Here is a 19,823-nt window from a genome sequence, read left to right on the forward strand (position 1 = left end):
TCTCGATCTCCTTCGACCAGTTGCGTGCGTGCGAGTTGGCGGGCGGCCGGACCGAGGGGCCGGCCGCCGGGATCAGGCGCGGACGGCGGCGCCGAGCCGCGCGGCGGCGCGGGCGGCGACGATGCGGCCGAACACCGCGCCCTTGCCCAGCGAGGTGCCGGTCATGTAGGCGGCGCCGTGGAAGCCGCCGGTGACCTCGCCGATGGCGTACAGGCCCTCGATGACGTCGCCGTCGACGTCGACCACCTCGCCCGCGGGGGTGATGGTGACCCCGCAGTAGGTCGTCGTCATGAGCGACTTGGCCGGGTAGGCGTAGTACGGGGCGGTGTCGATCGGGAGCAGGTCACCCACGCCGTTGCACAGGCTGGTGCGGCCGACCTCGTCCGCCGCCTCGCCGGCGGCCGCGGCGTTGTACCGCCGGACGGTCTCGGCCAGGGCGGCCGGGTCGATCCCGGCGGCCGCGGCGAGCTCCTCGATCGTGTCGGCCTTGTACACGTGGCCGATGTCCTCGAGGGTGTCGATGTCCTTCAGCGGGATCCCCCGGTGGGACTTCGCCCGCACCTTGGCGTCGAAGACCTCGAAGCCCAGGCCGCCGGGCTGGTCGAGGACCACCCGGCCCAGGGTCTTGTAGTCCTGGGACTCGTCGACGAACCGGCGCCCCTCCGTGTTCACGATGATGGCGCCCATGTAGTACGCGGTTAGCAGCTCGTGGAATTCCTCCCCCGTCTCGGGGTGGGAGCCGTAGGTGCCCGAGACGAAGGACATGTCCGCCATCCCGGCGCCGAGCTTCCACGCCATCGTCAGCCCGTCGCCGGTGTTGCCCTTCCCGCCGTACGGGATGGCGGCGAGCTGCTCGGGGGCGAAGACCTTCAGCAGGTCCGTCCCCCGGGAGAACCCGCCGGTGGCCAGCACCACTCCGCCGCGGCCGGTGAACAGCGCCTCGCCGTCGGCCGTGGCGGCGACGACGCCGGTGACCCGGCCGTCCTCGCGCACCAGCCGGACCGCCCGGTGCTCCAGGCGGGTCTGACCGCCGGCGGCGGTGAAGTCGCGGTGCAGACGGGCCAGCACGTCCGTGATCACCGAGTTGTGGCCGCGACGGGCCGACATCCCCGAGCTGATCTCCACCTCACGGAAGACCACGCCGTGGTCCTTCAGCCACCGGTAGGTCTGCTCCTGGTTGGCCAGGTAGGCCTCCAGCAGGGCCGGGTCGTTGAGGTGCTCACCGAGTTCGAGCATGTCGCGCCGGAACAGCTCGGCGGAGTCCTCGATGCCCTGCTCGGCCTGCTCGGGGGTGCCGGAGAAGGCGAACCAGCCGCCGCTCATCGCCGAGGAGCCGCCCAGCTTCTCGGTCTTCTCCAGCAGGACGACCCGCAGGCCGGCCTCGGCGGCGGACGTCGCCGCCGTCTGCCCGGCGATGCCGGACCCGACGACGACCAGGTCGAAGGTGTGCTCAGGCAGGGACATGGGTGCAGCTCGCTCTCGGTGTGGTGATCGGGAAGGGTGGGTGGCGAGGGGCGGGGCTCAGCAGGTCAGCCAGCCGCCGTTGACGTCCAGGCTGGTGCCGTTGACGTAGGAGGCCTGGTCGCTGACGAGGAAGGCGACGGCGTCGGCGATCTCCTCGGGCCGGGCGAAGCGCCGCATGGGGACCTGGTCGAGCAGCGGGCCCTCGGGCGGCACCTGACCCATCATCGGGGTCTGGACGAACCCGGGGGCCACGCCGTTGACGCGGATGCGGTGGTCGGCCAGCTCGCGGGAGAGGCTGGCGGTGAGGTTCTGCAGCGCCGCCTTGCTGGCGGCGTAGGCGACCGTGGAGGGCAGGTAGGGCGGGAAGGCGGCGCCCTCGAGCCCGCCGGTGCCCAGCTTGGCGGTGATGGACAGCAGGTTCACGATGCTCGCGCTGCCGTCGGTGGGCATGTGCCGGAAGGCCTCGCGGACGAGGAAGAACGGGGCGCTGACGTTGACGGCCAGGACCTGGTTCCACTCCGCGTCGGTGAGCTCGAAGAACGGGATCTTCCGGCCGTGCCGCTTCGGGGAGATGCCCACCGCGTTGACGAGCACCCCGATCGGGGCGTCCTGCGCGGCCAGCTCCGCGAGGTCGCGGTTGACGGCCGAGTCGGTGAGGTCGCCGGCGAACCCGCGGTGCTCGGCGCCGTCGACCTCGGGCAGGCTTGCCGCCGCGGCGTCCGCGGCGGCGGCGTCGATGTCGGCGACCACGACGCCGTAGCCGGCCCGGGCGAGGCGGTGGCTGATGGCGGAGCCGATGCCGCCGGCGCCGCCGGTGACGATCGCCGTGCGGGTCAGCGCCGGGGCGGGGCGCCCCGAGCGGTCGGCGGTCACGGTCAGGATGGTGGTCATCGGTCTGCTCCCTGGGTAGGGGCGAACGCCGTGTCGGCGTCCGCGACGGTCACGGGCAGGGAGCGGATGGGCGAGAACGAGGTCGGGTACATGATCTTGTTCGCCATCGTCATGATCATCGGGCGGATGATCGCGAGGCACTCCTGCCACTGCTGGTTCGCGGCGAGCTGGGCGCGGCGGGCCCGGCGGTCCTCCAGGTCGGTGTAGGCCCAGAAGTGGTTGAGCTCGTTCTGGGTGCCGAACTCGGTGACGAAGTAGCCGAGGAACCCGCCCAGGATCGGCTTCTGCGCCGGCAGCCCGATGGTCTCGTAGGCGTCGAGGTACTCCGCCAGGCTGGCGCCGGTGTGCAGGACGTAGGTCCGCTGCTCGACGATCACCGCGCCACCTCGCTCGCCGCGGGGACGGGGGGGACGACGCCGGCGGCCGGGACCCGGCCCGCGGCCTGCCCGCCGGGGACGTACCGGCCGAACCGGTGCTCGCCGCCCTCGAGGGTCTTGCCGTCGCCCATGAGCAGCATGTTGACGATCGCGGCGACGATGGTGACCACCCAGAAGACCGTGATCGCGATGGTGCTGCCGCCGCTGAGGCTGGTCAGCCAGGAGGCCAGGAACGGCGCGGGGGCGGCGAAGATGAGGTTGGCGCCGGTCAGGGCGAGGGCCGAGCCGGTGTAGCGCATGTGGGTGGGGAACGCCTCGGCGTAGAGGGCGCCCTGGCCGGCGTTGCCGAACTGCGCGGTCACGAGCGCGAAGGCGACGATCGCGAGGGTGAGCGGGAAGCTGCCCAGGTCCACCACGCGGAAGAAGACGACGGCCGCGAGGAGGGTGCCGACGGACCCGGTCATGAGGATCCTGCGCCGGCCGTAGACGTCGGCGAGGCGGCCGCCCCACCAGATCGCGATCACCGACAGGAAGTTGGAGATCATGATGATCGTGAACGTCTGGTTCTTCGTGAAGCCGTGCTGGGTGAGGTAGCTGATGCCGAAGACCGAGACGATGTAGAAGGTGATGACGATCGGCGCGAAGGCGAGGATCAGCCGGGCGATCGTCCAGCCGTGGGTGCGCAGCACCGCCGCGGGGCTGGCCGTCTCCTGGGCGGCCTCCTTCACCCCCTCCTGGAAGACCGGGGTCTCCTCGACCTTGACGCGGATGTAGATGCCGACCGCCACGAGCAGGATGCTCAGCAGGAACGGCACCCGCCACCCCCACGACATGAACGCGGCGTCGGTCAGCACGCCGGAGAGCACCGCGAGCAGGAGGTTGGCGGCCACCTGGGAGACCGGGGACCCCATGGCCATGAGGGCGCCGTAGAAGGCCCGGCGGTCCTGGGGCGCGTGCTCCATGGTCATCAGCTGGGCGCCGGTCGCCTCCCCGCCCAGGGCGAAGCCCTGCACGAAGCGCATGAGCACCAGGATCAGTGGCGCGAGGACGCCGATCGAGGAGTAGGGCGGCAGCAGGCCGATCACCATCGAGGCCACGCCCATGGAGATGAACGTGGTGAGCAGGATCCGGCGCCGGCCGAACTTGTCGCCGAGGTGCCCGAACACCATCCCGCCGAGCGGCCGGGCGAAGAAGCCGACGCCGAAGGTGGCGAACGAGGCCAGCAGGCCCGCGGTCGCGTCCATCTGGTGGAAGAAGAGGGCGGGGAACACAGTGGCCGACATGGCGCCGTAGACGGCGAAGTCGAACCACTCCAGGGCGGAGCCGAAGGTGCCGCTGACGACGGCCTTCTTGGCCTGGGGCGGGGCGGGCGTCGTCGGCCGTAGAGGACGCTTCACCAGCTGCGTCGGGGACTGACTCATCGGGGACTCCTTCGTCGACCTGAGTGGGGCAGGGAGAGGGTGCGGGGTGCCGGGCTCTTCGCGCGCCATGGGTAGCGGCGGCGGTGCTCGGGCGTCCGCCCGACGTCGGGCGGTGCGGGCCGCGGGAAGACGTGGTCCCGCGGGGTGACTCCGACGGTAGGAGGGTGCTTGCGCTGCGCGCAAGTCCCTGTAGAGTTTTTGCGTGCACCGCAATGAAGCCTCTGCCGGCCGCGTCGAGGCCGTCCACCGCGCCCTCGTCCTCCTCAAGCTCATGGCGGAGGAGGGCTCGCTCAGCGTCACCGAGGCCGGCCACGCCCTCGACGTCAACCCGTCGACGGCGCAGCGCCTCCTGGCGACCCTCGTCGGCGACGGCTTCGCCACGCAGGGCGAGCGCAAGCGCTACGAGCCCGGCCCCGAGCTGCTCCGCCCGGGCGCCTCGCGCCCGATCCCGCCGCTGCGCACCCGCCTCCGGCCCTACCTCGAGCGGCTCTTCGAGCGCGTCGGCGAGACCGTGCACGTCGCCACGCTCGTCGGGACCGAGATCCACCACCTCGACGGCGTCGAGGCGACGACGCATGCGCTGCGCTTCGGCCTGCGCGTCGGCGTGCGGCTTCCCGCGCACCAGACCTCCGCGGGCAAGGCGATGCTCGCCGCGCTCGCCCGCGAGGACGTCGACGCCCGGTACCAGGTGGCGATGCACGGCACCCGGGGCGCCGACATGAACGTCGACCTCGAGCGCCTGCACCAGCAGCTGGCCAAGGTCCGCCGCCAGCGCGTGGCGACCAACTTCGAGGAGAGCGAGGCGGGGGTCGCGGCCTTCGCCGTCTCCATCGGCGTCATCGACGGCGAGCGCGCCGCCTTCAGCATCGCCATGCCCATCGCCCGCTTCTCGAAGGCGGACCTGCCGAGGTTTGGTGGCGCGCTCGTACGCACCGCCGACGAGACGGCCGAGGCGCTCCGGCTCTGAGGTGGCGCGGGGTCGTCGCGCCGGCGGGCGCCGGCCGACCGGCCAACGCCGCCGGCCGGCCAACGTCACCGGCCGCACCGACCGGCCAACGTCACCGGCCGGCCGGCCGGGTCTCAGACGTGGCGCGCGCCGAGCTGGTCGAGCGGGACCTTGTAGGTCTCGCGCGCCGTCGCGACGGCGATCGCCGAGATCACGCACGCGACGGTCGTCAGCGCCGCCGCGGGCCACCAGGCGTCGTCGTTCGCGCTGGAGACCGCCTGGATGATCGACGGCGAGAAGCCCGTGAGGACGATGCCGAGCTGCAGGCCGATGGCCATCCCGCTGACCCGGAACTTGACGTTGAACATCTCGCTGAAGAACACGGGGTAGACGGCGTTCGTGGCACCGAAGGCGATGGTGATGCACAGGAACATGCCGAGGTAGATCATCGGCACGTTCGCCTGGCCGACGGCCCAGAAGAACTCCCAGACCGCGACGGCACCGACGAGGTTGCCGGCGATCAGCACGGGCTTGCGGCCGATGTTGTCGCTGAGCTTGGCGAAGAGCGGTTGGGTCACCAGGGCCGTCGCGTACCCGAAGATGGCGGTCCACAGCATGACGCTCGCCTCGATGCCGACGATGTGGGTGGCGTAGGTGAGGCCGTAGACCGGCACGACGGAGCTGATGACGATGAGGAACGCGGCGAAGATGACGCGGACGACGTCGAGGGGCTGGTGCCGCAGCAGCTCGCCGACCGGCACGCGGGAGACCGTCTCCTTCTCCTTGGTCTCGACGAAGACCTCGGGGTCCTCGATCGTCCGGCGGAGGACGAGGCCGAAGACGACGATGACGGCGCTGAACCAGAAGGGGACGCGCCAGCCCCAGGAGAGCAGCTGCTCGTCGGGCATCGCGGCCACGGCGAGGAACGCGAGGGTCGCGAGGATGTACCCGACCCAGATGCCGTTGATCATCCAGGAGGTGTACAGGCCACGCCTGCCCTCGGGGGCGTGCTCGAGCGTGAGCGAGGTGGAGCCGGCGGCCTCGCCGCCGACCGAGAGCCCCTGGAGCAGCCGGAGGGCCACGAGGAGGATCGGCGCGAGGATCCCGACGCTGTCGTACGCGGGCAGGCAGCCGATCAGGAACGTGGCGACGCCCATGACGAGCAGCGTCGCGATCATGACGTTGCGCCGGCCCAGCCGGTCACCGAAGTGCCCGGCGAGGAAGCCGCCGAGGGGACGGGCCAGGTAGGCCACGCCGTACGTGGCCAGGGAGAGCAGGAGGCCGGTGGCTCCGGCGTCGGGGAAGAACACCTGGCTGAAGACGAGGGCCGAGGCCGACGCGTAGATGTACATGTCGTAGTACTCGAGCGCCCCGCCGAAGAAGCCGGCGAGGGACGAACGCTTCCCCTGGTTCGTGCCGCGCGTCCTGCGACGGGACGGCGAGACTGGGGGCTTGACGCTGGTCGTCGTCATTGACTGGACCCTTTCTGGGAAGTGGTGGGGTGGGAATGGGCAGACGGACGCACGCTCAGTAGTCGGCCCGTCCGCCCGACAGGTCGTAGACGAACCCGGTGGTGAAGGAGGCGTCCCGGGAGGTGATGTAGGCGACGAGCGCGGCCACCTCACCGACGGTGCCGAAACGACCCATCGGGATGAGGGAGCGCTGCACCGCCTGGCGCTCCTCGGTCATCCCGGCGATCAGGGGCGTCTCGATGGTGGCGGGGGCGATCGCGTTGATGGTGACGCCGCTGGCCGCGTGCTCCTTGCCGACCGCCTTGACCATCCCGATCACCCCGGCCTTCGAGGCCGAGTAGGCCGCCATCTGGGGGTTGCCCTCCTTGCCGGCGATGGAGGCGATGTGCACGATGCGGCCGTACCGGGCCGGCACCATCCGGGCGAGGGCCGCGCGGGTGACGGCGAACGCCCCGCCCAGGTTGAGCGTGACGATGCGCTCGAACGTCGCCTGCGTGGTCTCGAGGGTCGGCTCGACGGGCCCGAGGATGCCGGCGCAGTTCACGACGACGTCCAGGCCGCCGAGCGCCGCTGTCGCGCCGGCGATCGCCTGCTCGACCGAATCTGGGTCCGTGACGTCAACGGCTCCGAGATGCGCGACGTCGAGCCCCTCCCGCCAGGTCGCGTCCGGCAGGTCGAGGGCCGCCACGGCGTGCCCTTCGTCCACCAGTCGCGCCACGATCGCGGCGCCCATCCCGCTGGAGGCGCCGACGACGACGGCGCGCTGCGCCGTGCGTCGCCGGTCGGGGCGCGCGCCGTCGACGGCCGGCACGCGCGGGGAGGGCTCGTGCCGGGTGCTGGGCGTCTGTCTCACGGGGACTCCTTCGTCGAACGAGAGGTGGAGGTGCGGGCCGAGCGGGCACACGGACACGCGCCGGGGGTGACGGGCGAGCCGTGGAGGCCGTGATGCGCTGCGGCGGCGATAAGGCGCAGCGCTGACGGCACTGTGGTGGACGGGGAACGGACTGTGGTCCCGTGCTGCCCCGGGGCACGAACGTAGGCGACGGTTTGTTCCTAGCGCAAGCCACTCAGAGGGCTTTGCGTATGACGCAACCGTGGCTGACTCTCAGCCTGCCCGGGCGGTCGAGGTCGCATGCACGGCGATGCCGTCGCGCCACGGGAGCAGCACCCAGGGCACCAGCGGGGGCCGGACCCGGGCGACGAGCGTGACCTGCGCGGTGACGCCGTCGGGGGTGCCGGTGGGCTCGCCGACCCGCAGCCCCTCGAACTCCCCCACGACCGCCGCCGGGGCCGCCGCGAGGTAGTGCCCCACCGCCTCCTCGACCGACGCCTCGCTCAGCGGCACCCGGGTGGGGCCGGGGCCCCCGGTGCCGGCACCCCCGTAGTACCGCGCCTCGTCCAGGGCGTCGGCCGCGTCGGCGGCCACGGCGTCCGCGAGCGCGAGCAGCCGCTTGCGCTCGATGTGCACCGCCGAGGCGCTGGAGACGACGAGGACGAGCGCCAGCACGAGCGTGGCGAAGGCGAGCGTGAGCAGCAGGATCTGGCCCTCCTCGCGGGCGGGCGCGCCGCCGCGCGCGCCGGGGTGGCGGGCGCTCACCGGGCCTCCCGGAACGTGCCGACCACCACCAGGTGCGCGGCCGAGACGGGCACCCGGGCGGGGACCTCGGCGCGGATCGCGTCGGGCACGAGGGGCAGGTCGACGGCCATGTCGACCCGGACGAGCACCTGCGCACCCGGGGCGAGGCACGGGTCCTGGGCGCAGGTGACGGCGAGGGCGGCGCCGCCCTCGACGTCGAAGCCCTGGTCGGAGAAGGCGAGTGCGACGGCCCGCTCGGCGCGGGCGACCCCGGCGTCGAGGGACTCGGCCTGAGCGAGGATGCGCCCGGCCTCCCGCGCCGCCCCCTCGGCGGCGAACGCGGCCGCCTGCACCCGGGCGAGGGTGAGCACCAGGTAGACGATCGGCACGAGCAGCAGGAGGCTCACCCCGAGGAACTCCACGACCGCGCTGCCGGCGTCGTGCGCCCGGCGGAGACGCCGCCGGAGCCGGCCCCCTGCGGCCCCGCCGTGTCGCCGCCGCGCACCCCGGGTGCCACCGCGCCGGCCCGTCCCCGGGTCCCGCCGTCGGGCGCCGCCGCGTCGCCGGCCCGGCCCCCGGCCCCGCCGTCGGGTGGCGTCCGCCTCCGGCGCGTTCACGGCGCGAGGGCGAGGTCCGGCTCGACGACGGCGTGCCCGCGCACCGTCACCACCCCCGCCGGTCCCAGCAGCCCCAGGACCGGCAACGGCGCGCGCACCGTCACCTGCACCAGCCGGCCGTCACCGTCGGGCACGAACGCGGCCGTGACGTCCTGGGCGTAGGTGGCCGAGAGCGTCATGCCGATGAGCTCGCGGGTGCGGGCGACGCCGTCGGCCGGGCCGGAGCCGTGGAGGGCGGCGTGCCGGGCGCCCTCGGAGGCGGAGTCGATGAGGGTGTTGCGCACGTGCAGGGCCAGGGTGAGCTGGATGAGGGCGAGGACGAGCGCAAGGACGAGGACGGCGACGAGGACGAACTCGACCATCGCGGAGCCGTCCGCAGCGCCGGCACCGCCGCGGCCCCTGCCCGCCCGCCGCGGCCACCGGCCGTCGCGGGCGGTCAGAAGTTCAGCACACGGTTGATCGCGGTCTCGAACACGCTGGACAGCGCCGGGCCGGCGACGGCCCAGATCGCGATGACCAGGCCCGCGGTCATCAGGGTGACCAGCACCCAGCCAGGGACGTCGCCGCGGTCGCGCTCCCGCGGACCGGGCCAGGCGAGGTGGGCGCGGACGCGGTGCGTCAGGGTGGGCCGCATGGGTCGTGCCTCCTAGGTCGAGACGGTGACGGGCGGCCGCGCGCGCTCCGGCGGGCGACCTCATAGGCCCACCTGCAGGACGGCGAGGCCGGGGAAGATCGCGAAGAGCACGGTGACGGGCAGCACGAGGAAGACGACCGGCACCATCATGGCCAGCTCTTTCTTCCCGCCGGTCTCCATCAGCTCGCGGCGCGCGCTCTCGCGCGCGTCCTGCGCCTGCGCGCGGAGGACGTCGCCGAGCGGTGTGCCCCGCTCCAGGGCCACGGCGACCCCCTCGGCGAAGCGGCCCACGGCGGGGGCGTCGGAGCGGCTGGCCATCCGCTCGAGCGCGACGGCCAGCGGCACGCCCGAGCGCGCCTCCGCCAGCGTCCGTCGCACCTCCTCGGCCAGCGCCCCGCGCGTCGTGCCCGCCACCCGCTCCAGGGCTCCCACGGGCCCCTCCCCCGCGCCGACGGCGAGCGCGAGGAGCTCGGCGACGTCGGGCAGCTCCGCCCGCATGCGCTCCTGGCGCCGGCGCACCGCCCGGGTCAGCGCCTGGTCGCGGGCCGCCGCGCCGCCGACCGCGCAGAGCGCCACGCCCAGAAGGAGGGGGGCCAGCGGGGCGCCGCGGACCATCCCCAGCGTCACCGCGAGGAAGAGCCCGCCCGCCAGGCCGATCGCCGCCCACAGCAGCTGCTCCATCCGGAACTGGTCGAGGGTCATGGCGCCTCCGGCCAGCTGCAGGCGCCGGCGGATGCTCGTCGAGGTCGATCCCAGCCGTTCGAGGAACCGTTCGGCGTCGCGCAGCCCCGGCGCGAGCAGCCGCTCGAGCGTCGGGAACGGGGTGCTGGTCGGCCGGTCGGCGAGCAGGCGCGAGGTGCGGGGCCGCTCGCGCAGGTACGGCGCGACGCGGTCGAGGAGCGTGACGCGCCGGGCGCCGAGGCGCCACAGCACCAGGCACAGCCCGAGCCCGCCGACCAGGCCGATCCCGGCCCCGGTCACCGCGGGGCTCACCGCAGCACCCGCTCTTCCTCGGGCAACCGCCCGATGCGGACCATCAGCCAGTACGCCAGGACGGAGCAGCCCGCGCCCGCGCCGAGCACGACGACGCCGGCGGCGGAGTTGTACGCGGCCGCCGTCTCGGCGCGGGTCGAGAGCAGGAGGAGCACGACCCACGGGGCGGCGACGGCCATCCGCGCGCCGTTGACCGTCCAGGACTGTCGCGCCTCGAGCTCGCCGCGGGTGCGCAGGTCCTCCCGCAGCATCAGGGCGAGGGTGCGCAGCAGCCGGCCGAGGTCGGTGCCGCCCACCTCGCGGGTGAGCCGGAGGGCCTCGACGATGCGGTCGGCGACCGGGTCGGCCAGCCGCGCCTTGAGGGCGGCGAGGGCGTCGTCGAAGCGACCCGTGGCGCGGTAGTCCCTTGCGAAGCCGCGGAACTCCGCGCGCACCTCCTCCGGGCCACGCTCGCCGAGCGCGCCGAGCGCCTCGGGCAGCGACAGGCCGGCGCGCACGGCGGAGACGAGGTGGTCGATCACCTCCGGCCACACCGCCCGCAGCGCGGCGCGCCGGCGGCGGGCGCGCGAGCGGACGAGCAGCGTCGGCGCGGCGGCGACCATGACCGCGAAGCACAGCGCGATCGGGGGCGAGGCGGTGACCGCGACGGCGGTGAACAGGGTCGCCAGGGCGAGGCCCGCGGAGGTGAGGACCAGGGAGACGGGGCGCACGGCGGGGGCGCCCGCCTGGACGAGCAGGTCCTGGGTGCGCTGGGACCAGGTGGGGCGCGCCGGGACGCGCGGGGCGGCCCGCTCGAAGAAGGAGAACCACACCGACAGCAGCCCGGCGCCGAGCAGCAGCCCCGCGACGGCGCCCACGGCTACCGCCCGTCCTCGGCCAGCAGCGCCGCGACGTCGTAGCCCGCGCGTGCGAAGCGCTCGTCGGCGAGGTGACCGGCGCCGCGGACGAGCCGGCCCGCGCGGCGCACGAAGAGCTCGGCCGCCTCCACCACGGCGTCCTCCACCCGCCCGGTCACCGCGACGATCTCACGGACGCCGCGCCGTCCGTGGCGGTCGAGGTCGAGATGGACGACGAGGTCGACGGCGGAGGCGACCGTGGGGATGACGAACGCGGCGGTAACGTTCTCGCCGGCCAGCAGCGGCAGGGTGCACAGTTTCGTGACCGCCTCCCGGGCGGAGTTGGCGTGCAGGGTGCACATGCCCGGGATGCCGGAGTTCAGCGCGATGAGCATGTCGAACGCCTCGGCCTCGCGGACCTCGCCGATGACGATCCGGTCGGGCCGCATGCGCAACGCCTCCTTGACCAGGCGGCGCAGGGGCACCTCGCCGACCCCCTCGAGGTTGGGCTGCCGGGTCTGCAGGGCCACCGCGTCCCGGTTGCTCAGCCGCAGCTCGAAGACCTCCTCGCAGCTGATCACGCGCTGGGCGGCCGGGATGGCGCCGGCGAGAGCGCCGAGCATGGTGGTCTTGCCGGCCTGGGTGGCCCCGGAGACGAGCACGTTGAGGCCGGCGACGACGGCGCCGTCGAGAAACCCGGCCGCCTGCGGCGTGAGGGAGCCGAGCGCGACGAGGTCGCTCAGCCGGCGCGCGCGGGCCACGTACTTGCGGATGTTCACCGCCCAGGCCGAGCGGGTGATGTCCGGGATCACCACGTGCAGGCGCTCGCCGCCGGCGAGCGCGGCATCCACGAACGGGGTGGACAGGTCCAGGCGCCGGCCGGAGGCCCGCAGCATCCGCTCGACGAGGTCGCGCACCTGCCCCTCGTCGAGGATGGTCGTGGTCAGCTCGGGGCGCCCGCCGCGGGCGACGAACACCTTGCCCGGCTCGTTGATCCAGACCTCCTCCACCTCGGGGTCGTCGAGGTAGGGCTGCAGCGGCCCGAGGCCGGCGACGGCGTCGAGGACCTGCTTGGCGACCGCCCCGGGGTCCGGCAGCGGCGGCACCAGGCCGGCCAGGGAGCGATCGTCGTAGTCCGCGAGCGCGGCCGCGACCAGGGTGCGCACGCCGTCTGCGTCCCGCGCGGGGTCCATGCCCTTGCGGCGCACCAGTTCCCGCACCTCGGACTCGAGCAGCGCGACGCCGTCGTCCACCGGCCATCACCCCCGCGAATGGAGCCCGGTCCTGCCCGATACGTAGAGCAGAACTTAGGGGACCGGCCCGTGCCGGGGGTGGGGTTTCGGTCCGGGTTGTGGACGGCGCCGGCGACATCCCCGCCGCCTGGGGGCTCCAGTGCTGCGGGGCCCGCCGGCCGCGCGCGGCGCCACGGAACGCGCCTCCGAGCGTCATACCTTTGGCCCGATGGTCCCGTCGGCACCCTGCAACGCCTCACTCCCCCGGGCGCCAGGCCGATAGGGACGAATAGCCCCCACGTGTGACGAGGAGAGAGATGTCCGAGAGTCCGTACCAGTCCTCCCAGCCCCCGCACGGCTACAACGAGCCGTACCAGCAGGCGCCCTACGCCGGCGGCTACCCGCCGGCGGCGCCGCCCGCCTACGGCAACGGCTACGGCTACAACCAGGCGGCGGCCGACGCCAACAGCGCCGCCACCTTGTCCCTGGTCTTCGGGATCCTCGGCGTGATCGTGCTGCCGATCCTCGCCCCGCTGGCCCTGTGGCAGGCGAGCAAGGCGGAGAAGCTCGGCAAGTCCGCGACCGCCGGCAAGGTGCTCGGCTGGATCGGGGTCGTCTTCCTCGCCCTGGGCGTGCTGGCCTTCGTCTTCTTCGTCATCGTGGCCGCCGTCGGCGCCGGCGGGTACTGACGCACCGCGCGGCGCGGGCTGACGCCGCGCCGCGCCATGCACCACGAGAGCACCCCTGGGCGATCGCCGCCCAGGGGTGCTTCGTCTCGTGGCGTGCCGTCAGGACGCGGCGGGCTCCAGCGCAGTCGCCGGCTCCTTTGATGGCGACGCTTCCGCCGCCGCGTGGTGCCCGCGTCGCTGGCGCACCGCGCCGATCGCGACGACGACGACGGCGAGCCCGGCCGACAGCAGCAGCGACTCCCGCGTCTCGCCGATGACCACCATGCCGACGACCATGGCGACGATCACGACGATGGTGGCCCACGTGAGGTACGGGAAGGCCCACATCCTCACGGTGAGCTCGGCCCCGGCCGCCTCCTGGCGGCGGCGCAGGATCAGCTGGGAGACCGCGATGACCAGCCAGACGAACAGCGCGATGGCTCCGGAGGTGTTGACGAGGAAGAGGAACACCTCCCCGGGGGCGAGGTAGTTCAGGCCCACGGTGATGAACCCGACGACGGTCGAGGCCAGGACGGCGTTGCGGGGCACCCCGCGGCGGGAGACCTTCGTCCACGAGCGCGGCGCCTCCCCGCGGGTGGCCATCGAGAAGATCATGCGGCTGGCGGTGTACAGGCCGGAGTTGAGGCACGACAGCACCGACGTCAGCACGATGACGTCCATGATCACGCCCGCGCCCGGGATGCCGTAGTGCTCGATGACCGCCACGTACGGGCTCTTGGCCACCGAGGCGTCGTCCCAGGGCAGCAGCGTGACGACGATCGCGACGGACCCGATGTAGAACAGCAGGATCCGCCACACCGTGGAGTTCACGGCCTTCTTGACCGCGCCCACCGGGTCGGTGGACTCCCCCGCGGCGATGGTGGCGATCTCCGCACCGAAGAACGCGAACACGACGACGAGGATGCCCGCCATGACGGCGGCACCACCGTTGGGGAAGAAGCCGCCGTGGCCGGTGAGGTTGGCCAGGCCCGGCGCCTCGACGCCCGGCAGGAGCCCGGCGATGGCGGCGACGCCGAGGAGCAGGAAGACGACGATGGCCGCGACCTTGACGGAGGCGAACCAGAACTCGAACTCGCCGTAGGACTTCACCGACACGATGTTGGTCAGCGTCAGGGCCACCATGAGGACGAGGGCCCAGACCCACTGGTCGACGCCGGGCACCCAGCGGTGCACGATCGCGGCGCCGGCGGTGGCCTCGATGCCGAGGGTGATGATCCAGAACCACGCGTAGAGCCAGCCGATGCTGAAGCCCGCCCACGGGCCCAGCGCCTTGTCCGCGTAGGCGGAGAAGGAGCCGGTCTCGGGGTTGGCCGCCGCCATCTCGCCCAGCATGCGCATGACGAGGATGACGACGAGGCCGGCGGCCGCGTAGGCGACGAGGATGCCCGGGCCGGCCTGCCGGATGGCGGCTCCCGAGCCGACGAAGAGGCCGGCGCCGATGACCCCCGCGATGGCGATCATCGACAGGTGGCGGGGCTTGAGCGACCGGGCGAGGCCGGGCTGCTCGGCATCGGCGACGGGTTGCGACGCTCCAGAGCGCATGACAAGTACTCCTGAGACAGGTGGTGGGGATGGCGCGCGGCGGGGCTCTGGACCGGGTCACGCGGGGGAAGACCGTACCTCCGCGCCCGCGGGCGACCGGTGTCGGGGGTCACTTCCTGAGACGCCCGTCCACAACCACGCACCCGGGCCGGACACCGGATCCCGGCCGGCGCGCCCCGCCATTCCGCTCCCTGCGGCGCCTCGCCCGCGTCCGGGAGCGGGACCTTTCGGCGCGTGTGCCACGCTCCGCCCGGTGCCGCCGCCTACCGTGGCCGTGTGGTCCGCTCAGCACTCGCCCTCGCCGCCCTCGCCACCACGGCCGTGCCCGGCCTCGACGTGGTGGCCACGCGCCCGCCCCAGCGCGCGACGACGGACTTCCAGACCACCGGTCTGCTCGACGGCGGCGGGCGCCACTGGGTGATCCGGGCGCCGCTGCACCCCGCCGCCGGCGCCTCCCTGGAGGGCGAGGTGGAGCTGCTCGCCAACCTCGCCCCCGCCGTCGACGCCGGCCGGCTGCCGTTCGCCGTCCCGCGCCCGGCCGGGTTCGCCGCCCTGCCCGAGGGCGGGCGCGCGATGGTCTACCGCGAGCTCGTCGGCCGCCCCCTGGACCTCGACCGGCTCAGGGGCGGGCCCGGCCTGTCGGCCGAGCTGGGCCGGGCCCTCGCCGCCTTCCACGAGCTCGACACCGCCGTGATCGCCGACGCCGGGCTGCCCGTCTACGACGCCGAGGCCTACCGCCGGCGCTGCCTGGCGGAGGTGGACGAGGCCGCCCGCACCGGGCACGTGCCCTCGGTGCTGCTCAACCGCTGGGAGCACGCCCTGGAGGACGTGGCGCTGTGGCGCTTCCGCGCCACCCCCGTGCACGGGGATCTCGCCCCCGAGCACGTGCTCGTCCACGACGGGCAGATCACCGCCCTGCTCAGCCTCGCCGACGCCCACGTCGGCGACCCGGCCGAGGACCTCGGCTGGCTCATGGCGGCCGCGCCGGAGGACGCCCTCGACGCCATCGAGGAGGCCTACGCCCTGGCGCGGACCGAGGGCCCGGACGGCCACCTGCTGGACCGGGCGCTGCTCGTCTCCGAGCTGGCGCTGGCGCGCTGGCTGCTGCACGGCGTGCGCACGGACGAGCAGGCGGTGGTCGACGACGCCGCCGCGATGCTGCGCCAGCTGGCCGCCGACGTCGAGGACGCCCCGGGCATCGGCGCGCACGAGCCGGTCGTCGTGCCGGACTACACCTGGCCCGGCGAGGACGCGTGGGCGGACGTCGCGGGCGACGCCGAGGCGCCCGCCGCCGGAGCCGACGAGGTTGCCACGGCCGAGACCGGCGCGGCCGAGGCGGCAACCGGTGCGGACAGCGAGCGGGCCGGGGCCGGCGCGACGGAGCCGACCGGCGCGGCGGGGACCGACCCGGGACCGGGCGGGGCTGCCTCGTCCGCCGCGGCGGAGGCCAAGTCCGGGGGCCGCGACGCCGCGGCGTCCGCCGACGCCCGCCGGCACCCCGACCCGGCGGCCGACACCGAGCCGCTCGACCTGGCCGACCTGCCCGACTTCCTCGCGGCGCGCGAGACAGCCGAGGACGTGCCCGCCGGCGACGACCGGCGCGGCTGACCTCAGCCGCGGCTGACCGCCCGACGGACCGCAGGCCCGGCGGGTCCGGCGAGGCACCGGGCCTGCCGCTCCCGGCCGAGCCGCCGGGGAGGTGGAGTCGTCAGGCCGGCGCATGCCCGGCCGCGAGCGCCGCGGTGATGCGCCCGACGATCTCCTCCTCGCTCAGCGCCCCGGCACGCACGGTCTCGTCCGCCCCGACGTAGTAGAACGCCGCGCCGACGCGCTCCAGAGCCGTCCCGGCCGCCCGCGCCCAGGCGAGCCGGTAGAGCGCCAGCTGCATCTCCCGCTGGGCGAGCTCCTCGGGGCCGCGGGGCGGGCGGCCGGTCTTCCAGTCGACCACCTCCACCCCGTCGGGCCCGTCGAAGACGGCGTCGATGCGGCAGCGCACGATGGTGCCGGCGACGGGGGTCTCGAGGTCGACCTCCACCGCCACCGGCACCCGCTGGGCCCACTCCGAGGCGGCGAAGGTGCGCTGCAGGGCGGCGAGCTCGGCGTCGGTGAGGTGCGGCGCCTCGGCGCGGTCCTCCCCGCTGCCTTCGACGTCGTCGATGTCGAGCAGCGCGCTCTGGCCGTAGAAGTGCTCGACCCACTGGTGGAAGCGGGTGCCGCGGCGCGAGACCACGGTGGGCTCGGTGGGCACGGGGCGGCGGCGGTTGCGGGCGAACGCGCGCGGGTCGGCCACGAGCCCGACCACCGCGGAGGCCGAGAGGTGGCCGGCGAGGGGGACCTCCTGCTCGCGGGTGCCGGCGGCGTCCCGCTCGGCGAGCAGCAGCCGCGCGTCGGTCAGCCAGCGGGCGGCGGCGTCGTCGGGCATGGGCTCGTCCAGCCGCAGGGGGTGGGTGCGCTGCCGCTCGGCGGCGGCGCGGACGGCCGCGGCCGCCGCCTCCAGCCGGGGGCGGCGGGGGCCGAGCGGGTCCACCGGCCACAGCGCGGTGACCTCCTCCTCCAGCGCCGGGTTGGTGACGTCGTCGCCCGGCCGGGGCGCCCACGCCGACCGGGTCGACCCGCCGTCGGCGTCGCCGTCGTCCGCGCTCGCCGGGGGCAGCGGCATGTCGGCGACCTGGCCCACGCTGTAGGGCTCGGTGAGGAACCGCGAGGGCGGCAGGGCGCTCTTGCCGTCGCGGAACCACGAGCCGGTGAGCAGCAGGGTGCTGCGGGCGCGGGTGACGGCCACATAGGCCAGGCGCCGCTCCTCGGCCACCTGGTGGGCGCCGGCGTCGGCGCGGAACTGCTTGCGGGCCTCCTCGACGTCCTTGTGGGTGACGGCGCCGAGCAGGTCGAGCTCGGGCAGGGACTCGGCGTCCCCGCGCAGCGGGTAGGGCAGCTCGCGCACGTCGGTGAGCCAGCCCGAGCCCGACACGGCGCCGTCGGCCGACGGCTTGCCGTCGTAACCGGGGAACTGGGTCTCCACCAGGCCGGGGACCGCGACGATGTCCCACTCCAGGCCCTTGGCGGCGTGGACGGTGAGCACCTGCACCACCGAGGACTCGGGCTCCTCGCCGGCCGGCTCGGCGGCGTCGAGGCCGCGCTCGCGCTCCTCGGCGGCGTCCAGCCAGGCGAGGAAGGCGCCGAGGGTGGGCTGCTCGGCGTCGACGGCGAAGCCGGCCGCCACCTCGGCGAAGGCGTCCAGGCTGGCGCGGGCGCTACCCCCGCCGCGGCCGGCCCGGGCGGCGACCTCGATGTCCAGGCCGAGCAGCTGCTCGGCGGCGACGACCAGCTCGGGCAGCGGCAGGTAGGTCAGGGCCCGGACCTGGCGCAGCACGGCGCCCAGGCGCTGGACCCGGCCGGCGCCGACGGCGGTCAGGGTGTGCCCGCGGCGGCTGGTCCACCCGGCGGCCGGGGGGTGGTCGACGGCCTCGGCGAGGCTGGACTCCTCGCGCGGGTCGAGCCGGCGGGCGTCGTCGTCGGTGAGGCTCGCGGCGGCCGCACGGGCCAGCTCGCGGGCCCAGTCCTGCAGCGCGTGCAGGTCGGCGACACCGAGACGCAGGTTGGTCAGCAGCCGCATGAGGGCGTCGCCGCGGCCGGCGTCGTGCGCGGCCTGCAGGGCGGCGCGCAGGTCGACGATCTCGGGGGTGGCCAGCAGCCCGCCCAGGCCGAGCACGCGGGCGGGCAGCCCCGCCTCGCGCAGCGCCTGGACGACGCCGGCGAACTGCGAGCGCTTGCGGCACAGCACCGCCGCGGTCTCGGCGGTGGCCGGGTCCCACCGGGCGGCGAGGAACGCGGCCACCTGCCGGGCCTCGTCGGCCTGTCCGAGCAGGTACCCGCCGAGCACCTGGCCCGCTCCCGCGCCCGGGCGGGCCCGCAGCACCGGCACGGTGATGTCCGGGCCGCCGACGCGTCCGGTGCGCAGCGGCGCGGCGATGGTGTTAGCCGCGTCGAGGATCGCCCGGTCGTTGCGCCAGGAGGTGCTCAGCGCGAGGGTGGCGGCCGGGTCGCCGGCGGCGGTGGGGAAGGTGTCGGGGAAGGTGGCGAGGGCGGCGGCAGAGGCCCCGCGCCAGCCGTAGATGGCCTGGTTGGGGTCGCCGACGGCGGTGACGGGGTGCCCGGCGCCGAACAACGAGCTGAGCAGCCGCAGCTGGGCGACGGAGGTGTCCTGGTACTCGTCGAGGAGCACCACCCGGTACTGGGCCCGCAGCTGGGCGCCGACGTCGGGAACCTCGGCGGCGATGCGGGCGGCGAGGGCCACCTGGTCGCCGAAGTCGATCAGGCCGCGCTCGCGCTTGAGCCGGGTGTAGGCGGCGACGAGGTCCAGCAGGGCGATCCGCTCACGCACCGCGCGGGCGGCCTTGGCGACCTCGGCGTAGGGGTCCTTCTTCTTCCCCTCGGGCTCCTTCTCCACCAGGTCGCGGTGGAGGTCCTCGAGCAGCTCGCGGGCCTCGGCCGGGGAGAGAAGGTGCTCGCCGAGCGCGCCGGCGAGGGCCAGCACGGCGTTGGTGACGGTGGCCGGGGACCGGTCGGTGGGCAGCTCCTCGGCCCAGCGTTGCACGAGGTCGTCGGCCAGCTGCCAGGCGGCCGCCTCGGTGACGAGCCGGGCGTCGGGGTCGGCGCCTACGCGCAGGGCGTGGTCGCGGGCGATGCTGCCGGCGAAGGAGTTGTAGGTGGCGATGTGCGGTCGGTCGGCGTCGAGGGTGGCCGCGGCGGCGTCGTCGTCCTCGGTCTCCGGCCGAGCCACGAGGCCGACCGCGCGGAGCCGGCGCAGCCGCTGGCGCACCCGGTGGGCCAGCTCGGCCGCGGCCTTGCGGGTGAAGGTCAGGCCGAGCACCTGCTCGGCGTCGACCAGGCCGTTGGCGACGAGGTAGACCACCCGGGCGGACATCGTCTCGGTCTTGCCCGAGCCGGCGCCGGCGACCACGAGGAGCGGCGCGAGCGGGGCCTCGATCATGGCGCGCTGCTCGTCGGTGGGCGTGTGCTGGCCCAGCGCCTGGGCGATGTCGGTGGCGCTGTACCGCACGGCGGGCGCGGCGTCGCCGGTGGGGGCGACCGGTCCGGCGTCCGCGGCCGGGTGCTGGGTGGGTGTCGGCATCG

Annotated in this window: 17 protein-coding genes and 1 pseudogene; 3 read left to right on the top strand and 15 right to left on the bottom strand. The window is 74.6% G+C overall.

All coding sequences use genetic code 11. The annotated features are described in order from the left end of the window. Window positions 1-72: 72 nt before the first annotated feature. The 4 genes from GD880_RS01725 to GD880_RS01740 are packed head-to-tail and all read right to left on the bottom strand — an operon-like array spanning window position 73 to window position 4,153. Complete coding sequence (locus GD880_RS01725; RefSeq protein WP_226909297.1) at window positions 73-1,464, bottom strand: FAD-dependent oxidoreductase; 1,392 nt, start codon at window positions 1,462-1,464, stop codon at window positions 73-75. A gap of 57 nt (window positions 1,465-1,521) precedes the next feature. Continuing rightward, window positions 1,522-2,355 carry an SDR family NAD(P)-dependent oxidoreductase gene (locus GD880_RS01730; protein ID WP_152229891.1) on the bottom strand — a complete coding sequence of 278 codons (834 nt, stop codon included), beginning with the start codon at window positions 2,353-2,355 and terminating at the stop codon, window positions 1,522-1,524. Further along, window positions 2,352-2,732: an NIPSNAP family protein gene (locus GD880_RS01735; RefSeq protein WP_152229892.1), complete on the bottom strand. Its 381-nt coding sequence runs from the start codon at window positions 2,730-2,732 to the stop codon at window positions 2,352-2,354. The genes GD880_RS01730 and GD880_RS01735 overlap by 4 nt, the downstream gene beginning before the upstream one ends. Continuing rightward, window positions 2,729-4,153, bottom strand: a complete 1,425-nt coding sequence (locus GD880_RS01740; protein WP_193314313.1) for an MFS transporter — start codon at window positions 4,151-4,153, stop codon at window positions 2,729-2,731. The genes GD880_RS01735 and GD880_RS01740 overlap by 4 nt, the downstream gene beginning before the upstream one ends. Window positions 4,154-4,355: 202 nt before the next feature. Here GD880_RS01740 and GD880_RS01745 point away from each other — a divergent pair, with 202 nt between their 5' ends. Then, entirely contained in the window at window positions 4,356-5,120 is a 765-nt protein-coding gene (locus GD880_RS01745; RefSeq protein WP_152229894.1) for an IclR family transcriptional regulator, read from the top strand. A gap of 113 nt (window positions 5,121-5,233) precedes the next feature. On the opposite strand, the gene GD880_RS01750 is transcribed toward GD880_RS01745, so the two are convergent. From GD880_RS01750 to GD880_RS01790, 9 genes and pseudogenes are all read right to left on the bottom strand, one after another. Next, window positions 5,234-6,571 (bottom strand): MFS transporter, encoded by a 1,338-nt coding sequence (locus GD880_RS01750; RefSeq protein WP_152229895.1) that lies wholly within the window; start codon window positions 6,569-6,571, stop codon window positions 5,234-5,236. A gap of 55 nt (window positions 6,572-6,626) precedes the next feature. Further along, window positions 6,627-7,424, bottom strand: a complete 798-nt coding sequence (locus tag GD880_RS01755; RefSeq protein ID WP_226909298.1) for an SDR family NAD(P)-dependent oxidoreductase — start codon at window positions 7,422-7,424, stop codon at window positions 6,627-6,629. 252 nt (window positions 7,425-7,676) lie between these two features. After that, entirely contained in the window at window positions 7,677-8,168 is a 492-nt protein-coding gene (locus GD880_RS01760) for a hypothetical protein (RefSeq protein ID WP_152229896.1), read from the bottom strand. Beyond that, a complete protein-coding gene (locus GD880_RS01765; protein WP_226909299.1) occupies window positions 8,165-8,554 on the bottom strand; it encodes a pilus assembly protein in 390 nt (129 codons plus the stop codon). The genes GD880_RS01760 and GD880_RS01765 overlap by 4 nt, the downstream gene beginning before the upstream one ends. A 206-nt stretch (window positions 8,555-8,760) precedes the next feature. Continuing rightward, window positions 8,761-9,126 (bottom strand): TadE/TadG family type IV pilus assembly protein, encoded by a 366-nt coding sequence (locus GD880_RS01770; protein ID WP_152229898.1) that lies wholly within the window; start codon window positions 9,124-9,126, stop codon window positions 8,761-8,763. A gap of 74 nt (window positions 9,127-9,200) precedes the next feature. After that, window positions 9,201-9,398 (bottom strand): hypothetical protein, encoded by a 198-nt coding sequence (locus GD880_RS01775; RefSeq protein ID WP_152229899.1) that lies wholly within the window; start codon window positions 9,396-9,398, stop codon window positions 9,201-9,203. A gap of 60 nt (window positions 9,399-9,458) precedes the next feature. Then, window positions 9,459-10,391 (bottom strand): type II secretion system F family protein, encoded by a 933-nt coding sequence (locus GD880_RS01780; RefSeq protein ID WP_152229900.1) that lies wholly within the window; start codon window positions 10,389-10,391, stop codon window positions 9,459-9,461. Then, entirely contained in the window at window positions 10,388-11,248 is an 861-nt protein-coding gene (locus GD880_RS01785) for a type II secretion system F family protein (protein WP_152229901.1), read from the bottom strand. The genes GD880_RS01780 and GD880_RS01785 overlap by 4 nt, the downstream gene beginning before the upstream one ends. Before the next feature lie 221 nt (window positions 11,249-11,469). Next, a pseudogene (locus GD880_RS01790) lies at window positions 11,470-12,420 on the bottom strand (CpaF family protein); the annotation flags it as partial. Window positions 12,421-12,776: 356 nt separating this feature from the next. Between GD880_RS01790 and GD880_RS20185 the strand changes: the two are divergent. Then, on the top strand, window positions 12,777-13,148 hold the full coding sequence (locus GD880_RS20185; RefSeq protein WP_193314314.1) for a hypothetical protein: 372 nt from the start codon (window positions 12,777-12,779) through the stop codon (window positions 13,146-13,148). 99 nt (window positions 13,149-13,247) lie between these two features. Here the strand turns inward: GD880_RS20185 and GD880_RS01800 are convergent, their stop codons facing one another. Then, window positions 13,248-14,690, bottom strand: coding sequence for an amino acid permease (locus GD880_RS01800; protein ID WP_152229902.1), 1,443 nt, complete (start codon window positions 14,688-14,690; stop codon window positions 13,248-13,250). A 276-nt stretch (window positions 14,691-14,966) separates the two neighbouring features. Here GD880_RS01800 and GD880_RS01805 point away from each other — a divergent pair, with 276 nt between their 5' ends. Then, window positions 14,967-16,298 (top strand): phosphotransferase, encoded by a 1,332-nt coding sequence (locus tag GD880_RS01805; protein ID WP_264372260.1) that lies wholly within the window; start codon window positions 14,967-14,969, stop codon window positions 16,296-16,298. A gap of 100 nt (window positions 16,299-16,398) precedes the next feature. On the opposite strand, the gene GD880_RS01810 is transcribed toward GD880_RS01805, so the two are convergent. Beyond that, window positions 16,399-19,821, bottom strand: coding sequence for an ATP-dependent helicase (locus tag GD880_RS01810; RefSeq protein WP_152229903.1), 3,423 nt, complete (start codon window positions 19,819-19,821; stop codon window positions 16,399-16,401). Window positions 19,822-19,823 lie beyond the last annotated feature (2 nt).

This window comes from Georgenia ruanii, assembly GCF_009193175.1.
GTDB classification, from domain to species: domain Bacteria; phylum Actinomycetota; class Actinomycetes; order Actinomycetales; family Actinomycetaceae; genus Georgenia; species Georgenia ruanii.

Bases quoted from the DNA above. Each gene is read 5' to 3' on its own strand.
- GD880_RS01725 (WP_226909297.1), bottom strand. From the start codon at position 1,464: ATGTCCCTGCCTGAGCACACCTTCGACCTGGTCGTCGTCGGGTCCGGC.
- GD880_RS01730 (WP_152229891.1), bottom strand. From the start codon at position 2,355: ATGACCACCATCCTGACCGTGACCGCCGACCGCTCGGGGCGCCCCGCC.
- GD880_RS01740 (WP_193314313.1), bottom strand. From the start codon at position 4,153: ATGAGTCAGTCCCCGACGCAGCTGGTGAAGCGTCCTCTACGGCCGACG.
- GD880_RS01750 (WP_152229895.1), bottom strand. From the start codon at position 6,571: ATGACGACGACCAGCGTCAAGCCCCCAGTCTCGCCGTCCCGTCGCAGG.
- GD880_RS01770 (WP_152229898.1), bottom strand. From the start codon at position 9,126: ATGGTCGAGTTCGTCCTCGTCGCCGTCCTCGTCCTTGCGCTCGTCCTC.
- GD880_RS01775 (WP_152229899.1), bottom strand. From the start codon at position 9,398: ATGCGGCCCACCCTGACGCACCGCGTCCGCGCCCACCTCGCCTGGCCC.
- GD880_RS20185 (WP_193314314.1), top strand. From the start codon at position 12,777: ATGTCCGAGAGTCCGTACCAGTCCTCCCAGCCCCCGCACGGCTACAAC.
- GD880_RS01800 (WP_152229902.1), bottom strand. From the start codon at position 14,690: ATGCGCTCTGGAGCGTCGCAACCCGTCGCCGATGCCGAGCAGCCCGGC.
- GD880_RS01810 (WP_152229903.1), bottom strand. From the start codon at position 19,821: ATGCCGACACCCACCCAGCACCCGGCCGCGGACGCCGGACCGGTCGCC.